General features: G+C 75.5%; 16 protein-coding genes. 9 read left to right on the top strand and 7 right to left on the bottom strand.

The window, feature by feature from the left end:
* Complete coding sequence (locus tag ACH4FX_RS13050; RefSeq protein WP_398478137.1) at window positions 1-201, bottom strand: CsbD family protein; 201 nt, start codon at window positions 199-201, stop codon at window positions 1-3.
* A 236-nt stretch (window positions 202-437) separates the two neighbouring features.
* On the opposite strand from ACH4FX_RS13050, the gene ACH4FX_RS13045 reads away from it, so the two are divergent.
* On the top strand, window positions 438-1,541 hold the full coding sequence (locus ACH4FX_RS13045) for a hypothetical protein (protein WP_398478135.1): 1,104 nt from the start codon (window positions 438-440) through the stop codon (window positions 1,539-1,541).
* 141 nt (window positions 1,542-1,682) lie between these two features.
* Window positions 1,683-2,294, top strand: coding sequence for a hypothetical protein (locus ACH4FX_RS13040; protein WP_398478134.1), 612 nt, complete (start codon window positions 1,683-1,685; stop codon window positions 2,292-2,294).
* A 120-nt stretch (window positions 2,295-2,414) separates the two neighbouring features.
* On the opposite strand, the gene ACH4FX_RS13035 is transcribed toward ACH4FX_RS13040, so the two are convergent.
* The 3 genes from ACH4FX_RS13035 to ACH4FX_RS13025 form a co-directional block, all read right to left on the bottom strand.
* Entirely contained in the window at window positions 2,415-2,894 is a 480-nt protein-coding gene (locus ACH4FX_RS13035) for an NUDIX hydrolase (protein ID WP_398478132.1), read from the bottom strand.
* Between the two features lie 107 nt (window positions 2,895-3,001).
* Window positions 3,002-3,616 (bottom strand): hypothetical protein, encoded by a 615-nt coding sequence (locus ACH4FX_RS13030; protein WP_398478130.1) that lies wholly within the window; start codon window positions 3,614-3,616, stop codon window positions 3,002-3,004.
* Between the two features lie 60 nt (window positions 3,617-3,676).
* Complete coding sequence (locus ACH4FX_RS13025) at window positions 3,677-4,477, bottom strand: glutamate racemase (RefSeq protein ID WP_398478128.1); 801 nt, start codon at window positions 4,475-4,477, stop codon at window positions 3,677-3,679.
* Between the two features lie 175 nt (window positions 4,478-4,652).
* On the opposite strand from ACH4FX_RS13025, the gene ACH4FX_RS13020 reads away from it, so the two are divergent.
* Window positions 4,653-5,807: a glycosyltransferase gene (locus ACH4FX_RS13020; protein ID WP_398478412.1), complete on the top strand. Its 1,155-nt coding sequence runs from the start codon at window positions 4,653-4,655 to the stop codon at window positions 5,805-5,807.
* A gap of 7 nt (window positions 5,808-5,814) precedes the next feature.
* Here ACH4FX_RS13020 and ACH4FX_RS13015 read toward each other — a convergent pair whose 3' ends face one another.
* Window positions 5,815-7,134 carry a TerD family protein gene (locus ACH4FX_RS13015; protein ID WP_398478126.1) on the bottom strand — a complete coding sequence of 440 codons (1,320 nt, stop codon included), beginning with the start codon at window positions 7,132-7,134 and terminating at the stop codon, window positions 5,815-5,817.
* Between the two features lie 257 nt (window positions 7,135-7,391).
* On the opposite strand from ACH4FX_RS13015, the gene ACH4FX_RS13010 reads away from it, so the two are divergent.
* The 4 genes from ACH4FX_RS13010 (at window position 7,392) to ACH4FX_RS12995 (ending at window position 10,272) form a co-directional block, all read left to right on the top strand.
* Entirely contained in the window at window positions 7,392-7,844 is a 453-nt protein-coding gene (locus tag ACH4FX_RS13010; RefSeq protein WP_398478125.1) for a DUF6643 family protein, read from the top strand.
* Window positions 7,845-7,937: 93 nt separating this feature from the next.
* Window positions 7,938-8,777, top strand: a complete 840-nt coding sequence (locus tag ACH4FX_RS13005) for an MOSC domain-containing protein (RefSeq protein WP_398478123.1) — start codon at window positions 7,938-7,940, stop codon at window positions 8,775-8,777.
* A 224-nt stretch (window positions 8,778-9,001) separates the two neighbouring features.
* Window positions 9,002-9,820 (top strand): MEDS domain-containing protein, encoded by an 819-nt coding sequence (locus tag ACH4FX_RS13000; RefSeq protein WP_398478121.1) that lies wholly within the window; start codon window positions 9,002-9,004, stop codon window positions 9,818-9,820.
* On the top strand, window positions 9,814-10,272 hold the full coding sequence (locus ACH4FX_RS12995) for an ATP-binding protein (protein ID WP_398478119.1): 459 nt from the start codon (window positions 9,814-9,816) through the stop codon (window positions 10,270-10,272). The genes ACH4FX_RS13000 and ACH4FX_RS12995 overlap by 7 nt, the downstream gene beginning before the upstream one ends.
* 41 nt (window positions 10,273-10,313) lie before the next feature.
* On the opposite strand, the gene ACH4FX_RS12990 is transcribed toward ACH4FX_RS12995, so the two are convergent.
* Complete coding sequence (locus ACH4FX_RS12990; protein ID WP_398478118.1) at window positions 10,314-11,039, bottom strand: CBS domain-containing protein; 726 nt, start codon at window positions 11,037-11,039, stop codon at window positions 10,314-10,316.
* A 251-nt stretch (window positions 11,040-11,290) separates the two neighbouring features.
* On the opposite strand from ACH4FX_RS12990, the gene ACH4FX_RS12985 reads away from it, so the two are divergent.
* A complete protein-coding gene (locus ACH4FX_RS12985) occupies window positions 11,291-11,896 on the top strand; it encodes a hypothetical protein (RefSeq protein ID WP_398478116.1) in 606 nt (201 codons plus the stop codon).
* A gap of 234 nt (window positions 11,897-12,130) precedes the next feature.
* Window positions 12,131-14,581: a right-handed parallel beta-helix repeat-containing protein gene (locus ACH4FX_RS12980; protein WP_398478114.1), complete on the top strand. Its 2,451-nt coding sequence runs from the start codon at window positions 12,131-12,133 to the stop codon at window positions 14,579-14,581.
* 7 nt (window positions 14,582-14,588) lie between these two features.
* On the opposite strand, the gene ACH4FX_RS12975 is transcribed toward ACH4FX_RS12980, so the two are convergent.
* On the bottom strand, window positions 14,589-16,982 hold the full coding sequence (locus tag ACH4FX_RS12975; RefSeq protein ID WP_398478112.1) for a hypothetical protein: 2,394 nt from the start codon (window positions 16,980-16,982) through the stop codon (window positions 14,589-14,591).
* Between the last annotated feature and the right edge of the window lie 34 nt (window positions 16,983-17,016).

Here is a 17,016-nt window from a genome sequence, read left to right as displayed (position 1 = left end):
TCAGGTCCGCCGGTCACCCTTGTTCTTGAGGGAGTCGCGCATGCCCTGGGCGCTCTCCTTGGCGTCGTCCAGCGCGCCCTTGGCCTTGCCCTGGGCGCGGTCGGTCCGGCCCTCGCTCTTCATCCGTTCGTCGCCGGTGGCTTTTCCGGCCATCTCCTTGGCCTTGCCCTTGACCTTCTTCATGGCGCTGTCGTCGCCCATGACCTGCTCCCTCGTCCGGTTGGTGGGACAGCACCACGCTGCCGCAGCCGGGGCCCGGCCGCATCCGGAGGCGGCTACCGGCAGCGCAGCCGCCCGTACGGCGCCGGCCGTTCTCCGCCCGCTCCCGGTACGGGCGCCCCGCCGCCATTGACCTCTCCGGCTCCCGGCGCCAAGGTGTCCCGCGCCACGGCATGTCCGTGAGGTCCCGACCTTCCTCGACACCAAGGACGGCACCCATGCGAAGACGCACCTTCGTCAGCGGCCTGGCGGGCACCGCCGCGGGCCTCGGTCCGGCCGGTACCGCGGGCCCCGCGACCGCCGCGTCCCCTTCCGCCGCCCGCTCCGCCGCGCCCGGCTGGTCGGCCGTCCCGGTACCGGACGCACGGCCCGGCGCCCGGCTGTACGGCGTGGCCGCGGCCGGGCCCTGTCTCGCCTGGGCCGTCGGCGCGGAAGGACTGAGCGGCAGCAGCGAGGGGACCGCGGTGGCGTTGCGCTGGGACGGCTCCGCCTGGTCCCGTACGGACCTGGGCGCGCTCGCCTCCGCCGGCCCGCTGACGGCGGTCACGTCCGCCGGGGCCGGTGGCGCCTGGGCGGTCGGCGCCGACGGCCTGCTGCTGGCCTGGGACGGCGCCACCTGGAAGAAGTCGCCGTACCCGGGGCAGGGCGGGAGCCGCACCACGGTCACCGACGTGACGGCCGCCCCCGACGGCCGGGCCTGGGCCAGCGGCCGGTACGACGGCCGCGCCGGCCTGCTGCACTGGGACGGCCGCCAGTGGCGCTGGGGAACCCCGCTGCCGGACGCGGCGGCCCCCACCCCCGGGCACGTGCACGTCACGCCCGGCGGCGAGGTCTGGGTGTACGGCGACGTCATCGCGCGCTGGGACGGCGCCTGGACCGTGCTCCCGCACACCACCGGCATCCGCGCGACCGTATCCGGGCTGCTCCCGGTCGCCCACGACGACATCTGGCTCACCGGCTACGGCTACGGCATCGGCGGCCCGCCCGGGAAGCCACCCGGTGTGATCTTCGAGCGCTGGGACGGCACCCGGTGGACGCCGGTGGAGGCTCCGTACTCCGTCGGCCTGTTCAGTTCGATCCTCGGGGACGGGCGGGGCCGCCCCGACCGGATCACCGGCTGGGACTTCTGGGACCAGAAGCGCTCCCACTACCTGCGGTGGGACGGCGCCGCCTGGGTGAGCGAGCGCGGCCCCGAGATGCCCGAGACGGCCCTGATGACGGACCTGACGCCGATCCCCGGCACGGCCGCCTACTGGTCCGTCGGCACCACGTCCTTCTACGCGGGCAGCACGGCCCGGATGCACATCGAACGCTTCGGCTGAGCCACCGGGCGGGCGGGACGGACGGCGGCGCCGCCGTTCACCCGTTCGCCCGTTCCGGATCGCAGCCCGCGTGCCGGGCTCCTAGCGTCCGTACGGCGGAGTGTCCCCCTCCTGCGTGACCCGCGGCCGAAGGAGTTCGACATGCGCCGGCTCATCGCCGTACCGACCGCACTGCTCGCCCTCGCCGTCGCCGGGTGCGCCGGCAGCGGACCGGACGACCCCACGGCGTCCGCCGGCACAGGCTCCGCGCCGGGCGCGAACCCCACGCAGAGCCTGAAGGAAAGCCCGTCCGGGGACCCGGGCGGCGGCGCGAGCCCGTCCGGGCCGGGCGGCTCCGGCTCCGCCGTCCCGGGCCAGCCGCTGGACTGCGGAGCCCTGCCCGACGCGATGGGCGAGGGCCTGACCGCGCGGCTCTTCTCCGGTCCCGGCGCCGGACCGACCGCGGGCTGCGCCGAGGCCCGCAGCGTGATGGCGGAGTTCTTCCGCAAGGCCACCGCGGACCGGCCGGCGCTGACGGTGCGCGGCTGGGAGTGCCAGTACGAGAACGGGCCCACCGGCACCTGGCTGAGCAGCTGCCGCAAGGACGGCGGCCGGCAGCAGATGCACACCGAGGAGGCGGGCCGCTCCGCGCCGGACGGCCCCGAGGAGTCGCCGGGCGAGCCCGGGGAGTCCGGGACGCCGGAGGGGCCGGGGGTGCCCGGCGGGGGCGAGGAGTCGCAGACGTCGATCCGCCTCCCGTGGCTCCGCGCGTGACGGGTGCGCCCCGTACGGCCACGGCCGGGCTCGCACCGCGCCTCGTCCGGTTCCTGCGAGGCCCCGGCACGCCCCGCCCGGCCGCCGCGGGGCGCCGTTGCCCCGCCCCCGCCGGACCCGTTACGCCCGCTCGATCCCCGCGAACCAGGCCGGCCCGTCGTCCAGCGCCATCTTGATCCGCGCCACCGCGAACTCCTCCAGCTCCGGCAGCGCGTCCAGCGCGAACCAGCCCACCTCCAGCGACTCGTCGTCGTTGACCACGGCCTCGCCGCCGGCCGCGCGGCAGCGCAGCGAGATGTCCATGAACTGGCACTCGTCGCCGTTGGGGTAGCGCACCCGCTGGAGCGCCTCGACGAGGATCACCCGCTCGGGCACCACGTGCACCGCCGTCTCCTCGAAGACCTCGCGCACCGCGGTCTCGGCCGGCTGCTCCCCCGGCTCCGGGATGCCCCCGATGATCGACCACATGCCGTTGTCCACTCTGCGGCCGAGGAGCACCCGGCCGCGGTCGTCGAAGACCACGGCGCTCACGCCCGGCAGCCACAGCAGCTGGTGGCCGATGCCGGCCCGGATGTCACGGATGAAGTCGGGTGTCGCCATACCCGCACCCTAACGACCACCGGGCGGGGAAACGGGCAGTCCGCGCCCTGCCGCACGCGCGGTCGAATCCCTGCGGGGGTGCGGTACGGGTCGCGCCGGCCGGCGGCTCAGGCCCCGCTGCCCGTCCCCTGCTTCAGCCCGCATCTGCCGCGGATGCAGCGCACCGCGTTCTCCGCGTCGTCCACCGTGACCGTGAAGCTGCGGCCGTCGCCCAGCCGGAGCACCACGGCCTCGCCGCGCCGGACGACCACGGCCGTGCCCTGCTCGGGGCGCCAGCGGTAGCCCCAGCCGCCCCAGTGGCGCGGGGTGACGCGCGGGGCGAAGTCGGCGCCGACGACGTGGTCGAGGGGGATCCGGCGGCGCGGCAGCCCCATGTGCCCGCAGCGCACCTCCAGGCAGTCCTTGTCGACCCGGACGGCGACGTGGACGAAGGCGAGGGTGCCGAAGAGCACCAGCAGGCCGGCCAGGACACAGCCGACGACGGACATCACCAGTGGCGCCAGGCCGGACGTCCAGGCACTGTCGACGGCCAGCTCGATACCGAGCGCCAGACAGGCCGCGCCGATGCACGACAGGAGCCACTGCACGCGGTTGGTGGCGCGGCCGTGCCACACCTCGGGGACGTCCGCGGGGTCGCGATGACTGCCGGAACCCCTGCCGTCGCCGACCGGGCCGCCGTGCTCGCCGGGGGCTGTCGCCCCCTCGTGGGGGTGGTCCCTCATGACTCGCAGCGTACGCGCCTTTGCCCGTCCTGGCAGCGTGTCGCGCGTACTGCCGGGGCCTCAGTGACGGACGGGCTCACCGGCCCGGGCCGGACCGGACAGCAGGCGCCCCTCGGCGTAGGCGAGCGCGGCCTCGGGGAGGCGGCCCGGCCGGCCGCTGAGGAGGACGGTGACGGTGCCGGTGGGCGCGGCCGAGGGGTCCGGGGCGGCCCCGGTGCGGCGCAGCGCCTGGGCGGCGACCGCCTCCGCGGAGCCGAGCAGGACGAGGGCGGGGGCGCCGGGCTGCTGGAGGGCGGCTCGGATGCGCTCCGCGACCAGCTCATAGTGGGTGCAGCCGAGGACGACGGTCCGTACGTCGCGGGGCGTGTGCGCGGCGGCGGCCGCGACGGCGGCGTCGATCGCGGCCTCGTCGGCGCTCTCCACCGCGTCCGCGAGGCCGGGGCACGGCACGCCGGTGACGTCGATGCCGGCGGCGAACCGTTCGATCAGACCGCGCTGGTAGGGGCTGCCGGTGGTGGCGGGCGTGGCCCAGATGGCGACCGGGCCGCCGGTGGCCGCGGCGGGCTTGATGGCGGGCACGGTCCCGATGACCGGCAGCGCGGGCTCCAGCTCGGCCCGCAGGGCGGGCAGGGCGTGCACGGTGGCGGTGTTGCAGGCGACGATCAGGGCGTCCGGGCGGTGCGCCGCGGCGGCCCGGGCGACGGCGAGGGCGTGCGCCGCGATGTCGTGCGGCGGGCGGGGGCCCCAGGGCATGCCGTCCGGGTCGGAGGAGAGCACCAGGTCGGCGTCGGGCCGCAGCCGCCGCACCGCGGCCGCCGCCGCGAGCAGACCGGTGCCGGAGTCCATGAGCGCGATCTTCACCCGGACACTTTACGCCGGGCCGGACCGTACTTGTCATACCGGTGGGCTCCGTCCGCCGGGTCCGCGGGCTCCGTACGCCCGTGCCCATGCGCTCCGTCCGCCGGGTCCGCGGGCCGCCTCCGGCGGGTTCCGGCCGCGGCCGGGGCCGGTGCGGCAGACTGCGGGCGTGGGAGCGATGGAGTGGATCGGTGCCGGGTCGCTGGCGGCCTGGGTGTGGCTGGCGCTGGCGCAGGGCTTTTTCTGGCGGACGGATGTCCGGCTGCCCGAGCGGGCCGACCCGGAACGCTGGCCGCCGGTCGCCGTCGTCGTCCCGGCGCGGGACGAGGCCGAGGTGCTGCCGGTGAGCCTGCCGTCCCTGCTGGCGCAGAAGTACCCGGGCCGGGCCGAGGTGGTCCTCGTCGACGACGGCAGTACGGACGGGACGGGCGAGCTGGCCCGGGAGCTGGCCGGGCGCGGCGGGCTGCCGCTGACCGTCACCGCGCCCGGCGAGCCGGAGCCGGGCTGGACGGGCAAGCTGTGGGCGGTCCGGCACGGCATGGCGCTCGTGCGGGAGCGCGGCGACGCGGAGCACGTGCTGCTGACGGACGCGGACATCGCCCACGCGCCGGACAGCCTCCGGGAGCTGGTGGCGGCGGCGCGCTCGGCGGACCTCGACCTGGTGTCGCAGATGGCGCGGCTGCGGGTGGTGTCGATCTGGGAGCGGCTGATCGTCCCGGCCTTCGTGTACTTCTTCGCGCAGCTGTATCCGTTCCGGTGGGTGAACCGGCCGGGGGCGCGGACCGCGGCGGCGGCCGGCGGCTGTGTGCTGCTGCGGCGTGCGGTGGCCGAGCGGGCCGGTGTCCCCGGCAGCATCCGGCATGCGGTGATCGACGATGTGACGCTGGCCAGGGCCGTGCAGCGGGCCGGCGGCCGGATCTGGCTGGGGCTGGGCGACCGGGTGGAGAGCGTGCGCCCGTACGCGGGGCTGGGCACGCTGTGGCGGATGGTCTCGCGCAGCGCGTACGCCCAGCTGCGGCACAATCTGCTGCTGCTGGCGGGAACGGTGGCCGGGCTGGCGCTGGTCTACCTGGCGCCGCCCGTCGCGCTGGCAGTTGGTCTGGCGGTGAGCAGCGCGACGACGGCAGCGCTTGGCGGCGCGGCGTGGGCCGTGATGGCCGGCACGTACCTGCCGATGCTGCGCTACTACCGGCAGCCGCTGTGGCTCGCGCCGCTGCTGCCCGGTACCGCGCTGCTCTACCTTCTGATGACGGTCGACTCCGCCGTCCAGCACTACCGGGGGCGCGGGGCCGCCTGGAAGGGCCGGACGTACGGGGCGCCGGGCGCCTCCTGAAGGATGCTCACTTGCTGGCCGGGGACCAGTTCAGCCCCCAGCCGTACGCCTCGTCGACGGTGCGCTGCGGGCTGACGCCCGGGGCGGGGACGAGGTAGCGGGCCTCGCGCTGCACGACCAGGTCGCTGCCGGTGTTGGTGATCAGGGCCAGGGCGCAGACGGTGGACGGCACGGTGCACTCGTCGAGCGAGAAGTCGACGGGCGCGCCGAACTGGGGCCGGAGCGTGACCGTCGCGTGCAGCCCCTCGAAGCTCCTGGCACCCGCGTAGACGGTCACGAAGACGAGGATGCGCCGGATGCGGGCCTGGTGGTCGAGGTTGATCGTCAGGTTCTCGCCCGCGGCGGCGGCGCCGGTGCGGTCGTCCTGGTCGAGCTGGATGTACGGCGGGGCGTGCAGCGCGCCGAAGTTGCCGCCGATGGGGTGGACGACGCCCGCGCTGCCGTCGGTGAGTTCGTACAGCGCGCACAGGTCCAGGTCCAGGTCGCCGGAGTGCGGCAGCAGCGCGCCGCGGGCGCCCAGCGCCTCCATGGTCCGGCGGCCGAGCTTCTTGCCCAGGCGCTTGCCCGGTCCGCCCGCCTGCTGCCAGTTCAGATTCACCCGCATCGCCCCCGACGTACCGCCCTGCTTCGTCAAGGAGACGGCGGGCGCCTCCTTCGTGAGGGTGACCTTGGACAGGCTCACCGGCGGGGCGGGAGCGGGGACCGGCGCCGCCCCGTGGGGCTGGGCGGGTGGGGCCGGGGGCGGCGGGTACGCCCCGTACGGCTGGGCAGGCGGCGGGGCCGGCGCGGCGGCCGGGGGGTCCTCGTCCACGCTGATGCCGAAGTCCGTGGCCAGCCCGGCCAGCCCGGTGTCGTAGCCCTGCCCGACCGCCCGGAACTTCCACGCGCCCTGCCTGCGGTACAGCTCCCCGAGGACGAAGGCCGTCTCCCCGGTGGCGTCCTGGCTGTCGAAGCGGGCCAGTTCGGCGCCGCTGCCCGCGTCGAGCACCCGGATGTGCAGTCCGGCGACCCGGCCGAAGGCGCCCCCGTCGGCGGAGGCGGCGAGCACCACCTTGTCCACGGCGGGCTCCAGCCGGGCCAGGTCGACGGCGAGGCTGTCGGTGACCGTGTCCCCGGCGGGGCGCTTGCCCTCGTGGCGGACGGCCCCGGAGGCGTGCGCGGGCTGGTTGTAGAAGACGAAGTCCGTGTCGTCGCGGACCTTTCCGGCCGTGGTCAGCAGCAGCGCGGACGCGTCCACGTCCGGGGTGCCGGGACCGGTGCGCCAGCCCAGTTCCAGCCGTACCGACGTGGCCGGTACCGCGACGTTGCTCCCCTTGGGCATCGACATCGTGGCCCCTCTCCTTCGCTTCGCTCGCCGGGCCGCAGTGCGGCGCCCCCGTGCACGGTGGCGGCTTCCAACCTACTTGCCGAAAAATGTCCGCCGTTCATCTGATGTGGACACGGCCGTTACACGATTCCTACGGGCGTTCGCGACCGATTTTGCCAAGTTCGCTCACATTGCGGATCAGGGGCTGCACACGACACGGGAAACAACCCTCTTTTCAGGCTCCCCAACCGGCACATCGTGGGCTTAACTTAAGAGGTATGACCTCCCCCCGCTCTACCTACGGCGGCGGCTACTACGCTTCGCCGTCCTTCCCGGACACCCCGATCTACGATTCCCTGGTCGCCGAGCGCGGCACCCCGCAGATCGCCCCGATCCGGGTCGAGTTGCCCTACGACTCGGGCTCGTCGTACATGCCGGCCCTCCCGTCGGCCCTGCCCGCGCTGCCCGCCGCGCCGTCCCAGCCGCAGCCCGGCCACGGCTATCCGGGCGCCGCGGCCCAGCCGGTGGCGCCGCTGCAGAGCACCCCGGCGCCGTACATCCCGCAGCAGACGGGCCCCCGCGGCTACCCGCCCCAGCAGCAACCGCCCCAGCGCCCCGCCGGGAACGGCGTGGGGTACGACGCCATGCGCCCGGCCGGGCCGGTCGCCCCGCGCCCGGCGCCGTCCCCCTACGACGATCCGTACGGCCGTCAGCACCCGCGCGGGTACTGACCGGGACGAGCCGTACGCGGGCGGAGAACCGGTCCTGCACACCGGTGCGGGACCGGCCGCCGGGTCCTCGGGGGCACCTGGCAGGATGGGGGCGTGCAGAACCCTTCCCTCAGTGCCATCCACCGGTATCCGGTCAAATCCGTGGCGGGGTCCGGCCCCGGCGAGGCGGTCGTGGAACCGTGGGGGCTCGCCGGGGACCGCCGCTGGATGCTGGTCGACACCGCGCACCGGTTCGTCACCCAGCGCTCCCTGCCCCGGCTGGCGACGGCCGCCGCCGCCGAACTCCCGGACGGCGCGGTCCGGCTGACCGCGCCGGGCATGTCCCCGCTGACCGTCGCGGTGCCGGAGCCCGGCGCCACGGTCACGGTCGAGGTCTGGCGGGACAAGGTCGAGGCGGTGCCCGCGTCCGGCGCCGCCGCCGAGTGGTTCAGCACCTTCCTGGACACCCCCGTACAGCTGGTGCACCTGGACGATCCGGCCCGGCGGCGGCCCGCCGACCCGCAGTTCGCCCGGCCGGGCGAGACCGTCGGCTTCGCCGACGGCTTCCCCCTCCTCCTCACCACCACCTCCTCGCTCGACGCCCTCAACTCCCTCGTCGCCCAGGGCGGCCACCCCGGCGAGGGGCCGCTCCCGATGGACCGCTTCCGGCCGAACGTGGTGGTGGACGGCACCGCGCCCTGGGACGAGGACGACTGGCGGCGGATACGGATCGGAGAGGTCACCTTCCGGGTGGTGAAGCCGTGCGGCCGGTGCGTGATCACCACCACCGACCAGCGCACCGGGCGGCGCGGCAAGGAGCCGCTGCGCACCCTGGCCCGCCACCGCCGCATCGGTGACCAGCTCGTCTTCGGCCAGAACCTGATCCCGGAGGGCACCGGCACCCTCCGGGTCGGCGACCCCTTCGAGGTGCTCGCCCGCCGCCCGCGCGACTGAGGCCCGCGCGCCGGGCCGCCGGCCCGCCGTCCGGTCCGGAGCACGCCCCGCCCACGGCGGCGCACGGGCACATTGCGGGAGCGTGTCCGGCTGCCTACAGTGAGCGAACGGCGATGCCGACTGCGGGAGCCGTTGGGAGTGTCCAGGTGCCGATGCCGTCCTGGGAAGTGCCCGGGGACCGTCTCATTCCGGTGCAGCGCATGCGTCCCGGGGACCACGCCTTTGTGAGCTACGACGATGACGAGGTGCGCTGGGAGGTCATGACCGCCTTCGTACGGCTCGGGCTGGCCCAGGGCGAGAAGGTCATCCTCTTCCCCGATCCGTGGCTCCCGGAGGCCGAGGTGCTGGCCCGGCTCGACTTCACCGGCCGCAGCACGGTCACCGCCCGCGAGCGGGGGCAACTGGTGCTCAGCAGCATGCGGAGCCTGATCCGCCCGGATCTCCGGTTCACCCCGGAGCGGCAGATCGGACGGCTGTCCTCGGAGACCGCGCGCGCCGCCGACCAGGGCTTCACCGGGCTGCGGACCTTCATCGACATGCGGTGGGTGCCCGACCTGGACGCCGACGTACGGGTGATGATGCACCGTGAGACGCACGCGGACGCGCTGTTCGAGGACCGCCCGTACAGCGAGATCTGCGCCTACGACCGCCGCTGGTTCGACCGCGGGGTGCTGCACGCCATGGACCGGGCGCACCCGCGCAGCCTGCTGGAACGGCTCGGCACCCTGCGGACGGTGCGCGGCGGCGACGGCAGCGTGCACTTCGTCGGCGAGGCGGACGCCACCGCCCGGTCCGCCTTCACCACCGCGCTGGAACTGGCCCTGTCCGGCAGCGCCGCCGCCCGCCGGCTCACCGTCGACCTGACCCGGCTGCACTTCCTGTCGGTGGGCTGCGCCACCGCGCTGATCGCGCTCGCCGACCGGGCCGACGGACACCATGTGGTCGAGGTCCGCTGCGACCGTCTGCAGGCGCGTACGCTGCACCGGCTCGGTGCGGGTGTGGTGCCGCGGATGCGGATGATGGAGGTGGTACGGCCGTGCTGACCCCGGAACCGGCCATGTCCGAGGACGGGCCGGTGGACACGCAGACCGCCACCTGTCTGCTCCAGCGCCGCTTCACCGCCCGGCTGCTGCCGCAGCTGCGGCTGCTGGTGGAGGAGTGCGCCGTCCGCGAGGGCCTGACGGAGCCGCGGCGCGGCGAGTTCGTGCTGGCCGTGGACGAGATCGCGGGCAACGCGGTGGAGCACGCGGGCGGCTCGGGCCGGCTGCTGCTGCGGCGCGTCGGCGACGAACTGGAGTGCCGTATCAGCGATTCCGGCCCCGGCTTCAGCGAAACGGTGATCCCCGAACTGCTGCCGGGGCTCGACGGAGCGCACCACGGGCGCGGGCTGTGGCTCGCGCGCCTGGTGGCGGACCGGTTCGCGGTCCGGCCGGGCGCCGACGGGCCGAACGGCTCCCGGGGCACGGAGGTCACCCTCGCGGTACGGGTGCGGTGACGCGCCCGCGAGGGCCCGGACCGGCCGGTGCGTCCCGTCCGTCAGAGCCGGCGCAGCCACTCCTGCGCCCGGTCGCGCACGGTCTGCTCGCCCTGCTGCTCGGCCGCGTCGTCGTGGGCGTATTCCAGCTCGTCGACCACCGCGACCACCCCGTCGATGCGGCGCGCCAGCCGCAGCGCCCAGCACACCTCGCTGCTGCGCGCCAGCCGCCCGGACAGCGTGACCACTCCCGCCCGCACGGACAGGCCGATCGCGCCGGGCTTGAGGCCGAGGGTGCGCACCAGGACCTCGGTGACCAGTTCCTCGCGGATCTCCTCGTCCGGGCGCAGGAAGACCTTCAGCAGGTCGGTGCGGGTCACCAGTCCGCACAGCCGGCCCTCCGCGTCGACGACCGGCAGGCGGTCCAGCTTCCCGGTCACCATCAGCCGGGCGGCCTCGGTGACGGTCTGGTGGGCGCCGATCGTCACCGGCGGCGAGGTCATCAGCTGCCCCGCGCGCAGGCCGCGCTTCCTGGCGCGGGCCGCGCGGGCGCTGCCGGTCAGCCGGCGGCGGTTGTACCAGCGGTTCTGGAGCATGTCCTGCGCGGCCTGGCGGAACATCAGGTCCGTCTCGGAGATCACGCCGAGGACCTTGCCGTCCGCGTCGACGACCGGCAGCCCCGTCTTGCGGTGCCGGCTCAGCAGGTTGACGACCTCCCGGAACGACGTGCCGGAACGGGCCTTGACGACCTCGGTGTTCATGAGCCGGCCGACCTGTCGGTGATCCATCGCGGGGCCTCCCTCCGGCAGGGGTACAGTGTCGGCCGCCGGCGGGGGCCGCTGAAGGCCGCGCACACGGCGATACGGCCGGTGTCCCGCAGGCGGCGGAGGGCCGTACGGGCCCGGGACCGTACGCAGTCCGCCCGCCTCGTCCACGGCGGCCCGGTGCGCGCCGCCACCGGTGTTTTCCGTCCGTTCGTCCCGTCCGTGCATGAGGCGGGCCCGGCGAGGTACCTGCGGAGGCGGGAAGGGGGCACGAAGTGGTACGTGTCATCGCCGGACTGTGGCGCTGGCGGCACAACCCGCTGCGCCGGACGACGGATCTGCTGGAGGCGTGGGCGGCGCTGGCCGCCGTCGTGCTGATGGTGCTGGGCGGCGTCCTCGCCGGCCGGGCCGTGGGCGGCGGCGCCCACGACGCGCTGCTGCGGTCCGTACGGGCGCAGCAGCAGGAGCGGCACCAGGTCTGGGCGACGGCGGTCCGGGCGCTCCCCCGCACCCCCGTGGATCCGGACGCCGAGTCCCCGTCCGGCCGTGACGCCCGTCGCCGGGTGGACGCCCGCTGGACCGGGCGGGACGGCAGCGCGCACAGCGGCCCGGTCGCCGCGCCGTACGCCGTGCAGCCGGGCGAACGGTTCCGGATCTGGACCGACGACCGGGGTCACGTCGTACCGCGGCCGATGGACGCCGGGACGGCCGGGGCGCACGCGGTGCTCGCCGGGATCGGCGCGGCGGCGGCTGCGGCGGGCGTGGTCGACGGCGGTCGGCGGCTGGTGGTGCGAGGGCTGCTGACCAGCCGTTACCGGCGCTGGGAGCGGGAGTGGGAGCGCGCGGGCCAGGATTGGGGACGGGCCGGCGCGGGTAGCTGAACGCCCGCGGCGGGCATCGGAACGGGCCGCCGCGCGGTCACGCGACCGGACCGCCGGCCCCGTCCGGCGGCTCCCGCGCATACAGGCTGACCATGTCATCCGGCGCCCGCCGGGCGCGCTACGGTGGAGCGGCCAGCCTCCCGGCTGGGGTCCCGGGCACACGAACGCGGACATACGCGGACGTACAACTGCCGGGCCGGTAACAGCCGCACGAGGTGGGGACACGACAGCGCCATGGCACAGGGCTCGGTCCAGGTGACGCACACGGGCACATCGCGGTGGCGGCGCCGCACGGGCGAGTACAGCTCGCTGGCCGCGGCCCTGGACGCCGCCGGGGACGGTGACGTGCTGACCGTCGGTGCCGGTACGTACCGCGAGAACCTGGTGCTGGTGCGCGCGGTGACGCTGCGGGGGCCCGACGGCGCCCGCGGGTCGGTGCGGATCGCGCCCGCCGACGGCGTCGCGCTGACCGTGCGGGCCTCCGCGACGGTCCAGGACATCCAGGTGGAGGGGCAGGACTCCACGGCGCCCGCGGTGCTGGTGGAGGACGGTGCGCCGGAGCTGGACGGGCTGCGGGTGGTGACGCGTTCGGCGTCCGGCATCGAGGTGCGCGGGGGCGCGCGCCCAACCGTGCGCCGCTGCTCGGTGGACAACCCGGGCGGGGTGGGCATCAGCGTGCTGGACGGCGCGGGCGGCATCTTCGAGGAGTGCGAGGTGGTGGCCGCCGGGCAGTCCGGGGTCGCGGTGCGCGGCGGCGCGCACCCGCGGCTGGAGAACTGCCGGGTGCGGCACGCCTCGGGTGCGGGCCTGTCGGTCAACGGCGAGGGCAGCGGCGTCGAGGCGGTCGGCTGCGAGCTGTACGAGATCAAGGGCGCGGGCGTGCAGGTGGCCGCGCGGGCGAGCGGCCAGCTGACCGACTGCACGGTGCACCGGACCTCGGCCGACGGCATCACCCTGGACACCGACGCGGTGCTCACGCTCGCCGACTGCGACATCCACGACATCCCGGAGAACGCGGTAGACCTGCGGTCCCGGTCGGTGCTGACGCTGACCCGCAGCACGGTGCGCCGCTTCGGCCGCAACGGGCTGTCCGTGTGGGACCCGGGCACCCGGGTGGACGCCAACCAGTGCGAGATCCACGACAGTACGGGCGACTATCCGGCGGTGTGGGTCAGCGACGGCGCCACCGCCGTGCTGGACGCGACGCGGGTGCACGACGTGCCGGACGCGCTGTTCGTGCTGGACCGGGGCTCGCGCGCGGACGTGGTGGACTGCGACCTGTCGCAGGTGCGCAACACGGCGGTGTCGGTGAGCGACGGCGCGACCGTGCAGCTCGACGACTGCCGCATCCGGGAGGCGGCGACCGGCGCCTGGTTCCGGGACCACGGCAGCGGCGGCACGCTCGCCAACTGCACCGTCGAAGCGGCCCAGACCGGTGTGATCGTGACCAAGGGCGCCGATCCCACCGTCGAGCGCTGCACGGTCGCCGCGCCGGTCGAGGCGGGCTTCTACGTCTCCGCCGAAGGCCGCGGCACGTTCGACTCCTGCCGGGTGACGGACAGTTCGGGGTACGGATTCCACATCCTCGACGGGTGCCGTACGACGCTGACGCGCTGCCGTACGGAGCGGTGCGCGCGCGGCGGGTACGAGTTCGCGGACGGCGCCGGCGCGCAGGGCGAGGGGCACACCGGCGGGCCGGCCGTGCGGGACTGCACCAGCGACGAGAGCCGCGCGGTGGGCGAGCCGCCGGTCCCGGCGGTGCGGGCGTCGGCGGTGGTGCCGGCGACGCAGACGGCGGGGCTGCTCGGGAACGTACCGGCGCAGAGCGTGCAGCCGCCGCCCGCCCCGGAGCCCGCAGCGCCCGCCGCCACGAGCCGGCCCTCGGACGAGGTGCTCGGCGAACTGGACCGGCTGGTCGGTCTGGAGAGCGTCAAGCGCGAGGTGCGCAGCCTGATCAACATGATCGAGGTGGGGCGGCGGCGCCGGGAGGCCGGGCTCAAGGCCGCCTCGGTCCGCCGCCACCTGGTCTTCACCGGCTCCCCCGGCACCGGCAAGACCACGGTCGCCCGGCTCTACGGCGAGATCCTGGCCTCGCTGGACGTGCTGGAACGCGGGCACCTGGTCGAGGTGTCCCGGGTGGACCTGGTCGGTGAGCACATCGGCTCCACGGCGATCCGTACGCAGGAGGCGTTCGACCGGGCGCGCGGCGGGGTGCTGTTCATCGACGAGGCGTACGCGCTCTCGCCGGAGGACTCCGGGCGGGACTTCGGGCGCGAGGCGATCGACACGCTGGTGAAGCTGATGGAGGACCACCGGGAGGCGGTGGTGGTGATCGTGGCCGGGTACACGGCCGAGATGGAGCGCTTCCTCGCCGTCAACCCGGGTGTGGCGTCGCGCTTCTCCCGCACCATCACCTTCGCCGACTACGCGCCGGAGGACCTGCTGCGCATCGTCGAGCAGCAGGGCGAGGAGCATGAGTACCGGCTGGCCGAGGGGGCGGGCGAGGCGCTGCTCAAGTACTTCACCGCGCTCCCCAAGGGGCCGTCGTTCGGCAACGGCCGGACCGCCCGGCAGACGTTCGAGGCGATGGTGGAGCGGCACGCGGGCCGGGTCGCCCTGCTGGCCGACCCGGACACCGACGATCTCACGCTGCTGTACGCGGAGGACCTGCCCGACTTGCCGTGACGGGCCGTCAGCGGTCTGCCGCCGGGCCCTCCTCCGCCCGCTGCCCCGGTACGGAGGAGCCGAGCCGGGCGATCAGTTCGGCCCGGGTCTCCTCGAAGGCCGGGTCGGACTGGTAGTCGCCGTGCCCGAGGATCTGGGCGGGCAGCGGGTGGCGCAGGGTGCGCCCGAAGGCGAGCGGGTCGCGCAGCGGGCCGAGGTCGATGGCGGGGCCGCCCTCGCAGGTGAGCCGCACGGGCCCGCCGATGGGGTCGGTGAGCCGCCACAGGTTGCGCCAGTCGTCCATCTCCCGGTGCAGCCCGGTCAGCGCCGCCGGCCCGAAGCAGGCCGGGAACCACCGTCCGTACAGGCGCTCCAGCGGGGAGCCGTAGGTGAGCAGCGCGACCCGGCTGCGGGTGACCAGGTCCAGCTGCCAGACGGCCGCCGCCGCCAGGACGCTGCCCTGTGAGTGGCCGGAGATGACCAGGCGGCCGTCGTTCTCCTCGGTCCAGGTGGCCATCCGCCACGTCAGGTCGGGCACGGCGCGCTCGGCGTAGCAGGGCGGGGCGAAGGGGTGCGCGGCGCGCGGCCAGAACGTGCCGACGTCCCAGAGGATGCCGACGGTGCGGCGGGTGGAGCGGTCGCGGTAGGCGCGCCAGCCCATGACGGCGAGGAGCAGCACTCCGGCGCCCATCAGCCAGGACCCGAGCGATTCGGCCGTCGCGGCGGCCGTGTGGACGAGCACCGGCGCGTGCTCCGTGGCCCGGCCGGGCGCCCGGTCGGTGAGCCAGGCACCGGCCACCGCGCCGGCGCCCAGGACGAGCGTCACCACGCAGACGGCGCCGACCAGGACGGGCGCGGAGTCGGTGAGCCCGGCCCGGGCGATGGTGCCCGCGATACGGCGCGCCCGCTGCTCGTCGGGCCGCTCCTGCTTGTCGTACAACCCGGGGATGTCCGGCTCGACCCGGCGGCGTACGAGCAGGATCTGCACGCCGGCCAGCAGCGCGAAGGCCGCGACGACGACCAGCAGCACCGGGAGCACCGATGCCTGCCAGGACAGCAGGACGGGCGGGCCGGCGATCGGGGCGCCCGGCCGGCCCGGGGTCGCGCCGTCGTCCAGCCAGTCCGCCAGGCGCTGGGCCGCTCCCCCGGTGAGCACGCCGCCCAGTCCGCACCCCAGCAGGGCGACGGACGCGCCGTGGAATCCTTTCAGCGCGGCGCGTCCGTCGCCGTGCCCGTGGCGGCGTGCGGCGTTCTGGAGGAAGCCCGCGGTGCCGAGGAGGCCGAGGACCAGCAGGCCCTGGAAGACGGCGATGCCGCCGAAGGCGCCGCTGCCGGGCAGCCGGTCGCCGCTGACCCAGCCGGGCCGGGCCCAGGCCGTGTGGACGGCGGACAGCACGAGCGCGCCGAGCGCGGCGAACGGCAGCGCCCTGACCAGGAATCGGTCGCGGTGTTCGTCCGGTTCGGCCTCGGAGCGGGCGGTGCGGCAGACGATCCAGACGGTGAGCGCGGCCAGCAGCAGGACCAGGGTGAGCAGGACGCGGCCGGTGGCGGCCAGCGTGCCGTCGGCGCCCGCCCGCCGGTCGTGGTCCACGGCTGCCACGAGCAGGGCGACGGCGATGGTCAGCAGCCCGGCCGCGGTGTGCGCGGCGCGCAGCCGGGCGACCACCCGGCGGCCGTACCAGAAGCCGCGGCGGGTCAGCGCGGGACGCTGGGCGGGCGGTACGTCGCGGGAGGTGCCGGGGCGGCGCGGCGGCGGCGAGGCGGACTCGTACGCGCTCCACGTACGGCGCGAGAGCCACCACAGGAAGCCGACGAGCAGCAACGGGAAGAGGGCGGCGAGCGCGATGCGGCGGCCCGGTCCGCTCCATGGGCCGCCCTGCGCGGGGCTGAGGAAGCCCATCCAGGACTTGCCCGCCGCGCAGGCGGCGCTGCCCGCGCACTGCCAGGCCGTCAGGTCCAGCGCCACTTCGCAGGCGGCGGCGACGAGCAGGACGGTCAGGCTCAGGGCGAGGAGGCGGACGAGGATGTCGTACACGCGGTGGCCCCGGTGGCCGGACGGTGCGGCGGGGCGCATCCAGTGGGCGAGGTTGGCGACCATGAAGGGCAGCAGGATCAGCCACAGCGCGCGGGCCCCGTTGCCGGAGGTGAGGTTGCACCAGCAGTACGCCTCGCGGATCGGTTCGGTGCGGTGGTCCTCGGGGTGCTGTTCGGCGTCGGCGTCGACGGCGCGGCGGTACACGGCGGCGGTGTCGTCGCCGGTGACCAGGACGGTGCGCGGGTCGCCGAGCATCTTCTCCGGCGTGGTGCCGCCCACACCGTGCACGAGGAGTTCCAGGGCGGGTTGCCGCGGTGGCGGCGCCTCGTCCCGTGCGGCGTCCGGTCCGTCCGGAGCGGCTGCCGCCGTCCTGTTTCCGCTGTCCATGTGATCCGTCCCCCGATGCGGTACGTGCCGTCGG

It is taken from the genome of Streptomyces sp. NPDC018019 (genome assembly GCF_044327805.1).
In the GTDB taxonomy this organism is placed as follows: Bacteria; Actinomycetota; Actinomycetes; order Streptomycetales; family Streptomycetaceae; genus Streptomyces.
Note: the sequence above shows the minus strand (reverse complement) of the source record. Positions and strands in the feature narration are given on the sequence as shown.

Excerpts from the sequence above, each read along its gene's own strand:
- ACH4FX_RS13050 (WP_398478137.1), bottom strand. The coding sequence starts at position 201 with ATGGGCGACGACAGCGCCATGAAGAAGGTCAAGGGCAAGGCCAAGGAG.
- ACH4FX_RS13045 (WP_398478135.1), top strand. The coding sequence starts at position 438 with ATGCGAAGACGCACCTTCGTCAGCGGCCTGGCGGGCACCGCCGCGGGC.
- ACH4FX_RS13040 (WP_398478134.1), top strand. The coding sequence starts at position 1,683 with ATGCGCCGGCTCATCGCCGTACCGACCGCACTGCTCGCCCTCGCCGTC.
- ACH4FX_RS13035 (WP_398478132.1), bottom strand. The coding sequence starts at position 2,894 with ATGGCGACACCCGACTTCATCCGTGACATCCGGGCCGGCATCGGCCAC.
- ACH4FX_RS13030 (WP_398478130.1), bottom strand. The coding sequence starts at position 3,616 with ATGAGGGACCACCCCCACGAGGGGGCGACAGCCCCCGGCGAGCACGGC.
- ACH4FX_RS13020 (WP_398478412.1), top strand. The coding sequence starts at position 4,653 with ATGGAGTGGATCGGTGCCGGGTCGCTGGCGGCCTGGGTGTGGCTGGCG.
- ACH4FX_RS13015 (WP_398478126.1), bottom strand. The coding sequence starts at position 7,134 with ATGTCGATGCCCAAGGGGAGCAACGTCGCGGTACCGGCCACGTCGGTA.
- ACH4FX_RS13010 (WP_398478125.1), top strand. The coding sequence starts at position 7,392 with ATGACCTCCCCCCGCTCTACCTACGGCGGCGGCTACTACGCTTCGCCG.
- ACH4FX_RS12990 (WP_398478118.1), bottom strand. The coding sequence starts at position 11,039 with ATGGATCACCGACAGGTCGGCCGGCTCATGAACACCGAGGTCGTCAAG.
- ACH4FX_RS12980 (WP_398478114.1), top strand. The coding sequence starts at position 12,131 with ATGGCACAGGGCTCGGTCCAGGTGACGCACACGGGCACATCGCGGTGG.
- ACH4FX_RS12975 (WP_398478112.1), bottom strand. The coding sequence starts at position 16,982 with ATGGACAGCGGAAACAGGACGGCGGCAGCCGCTCCGGACGGACCGGAC.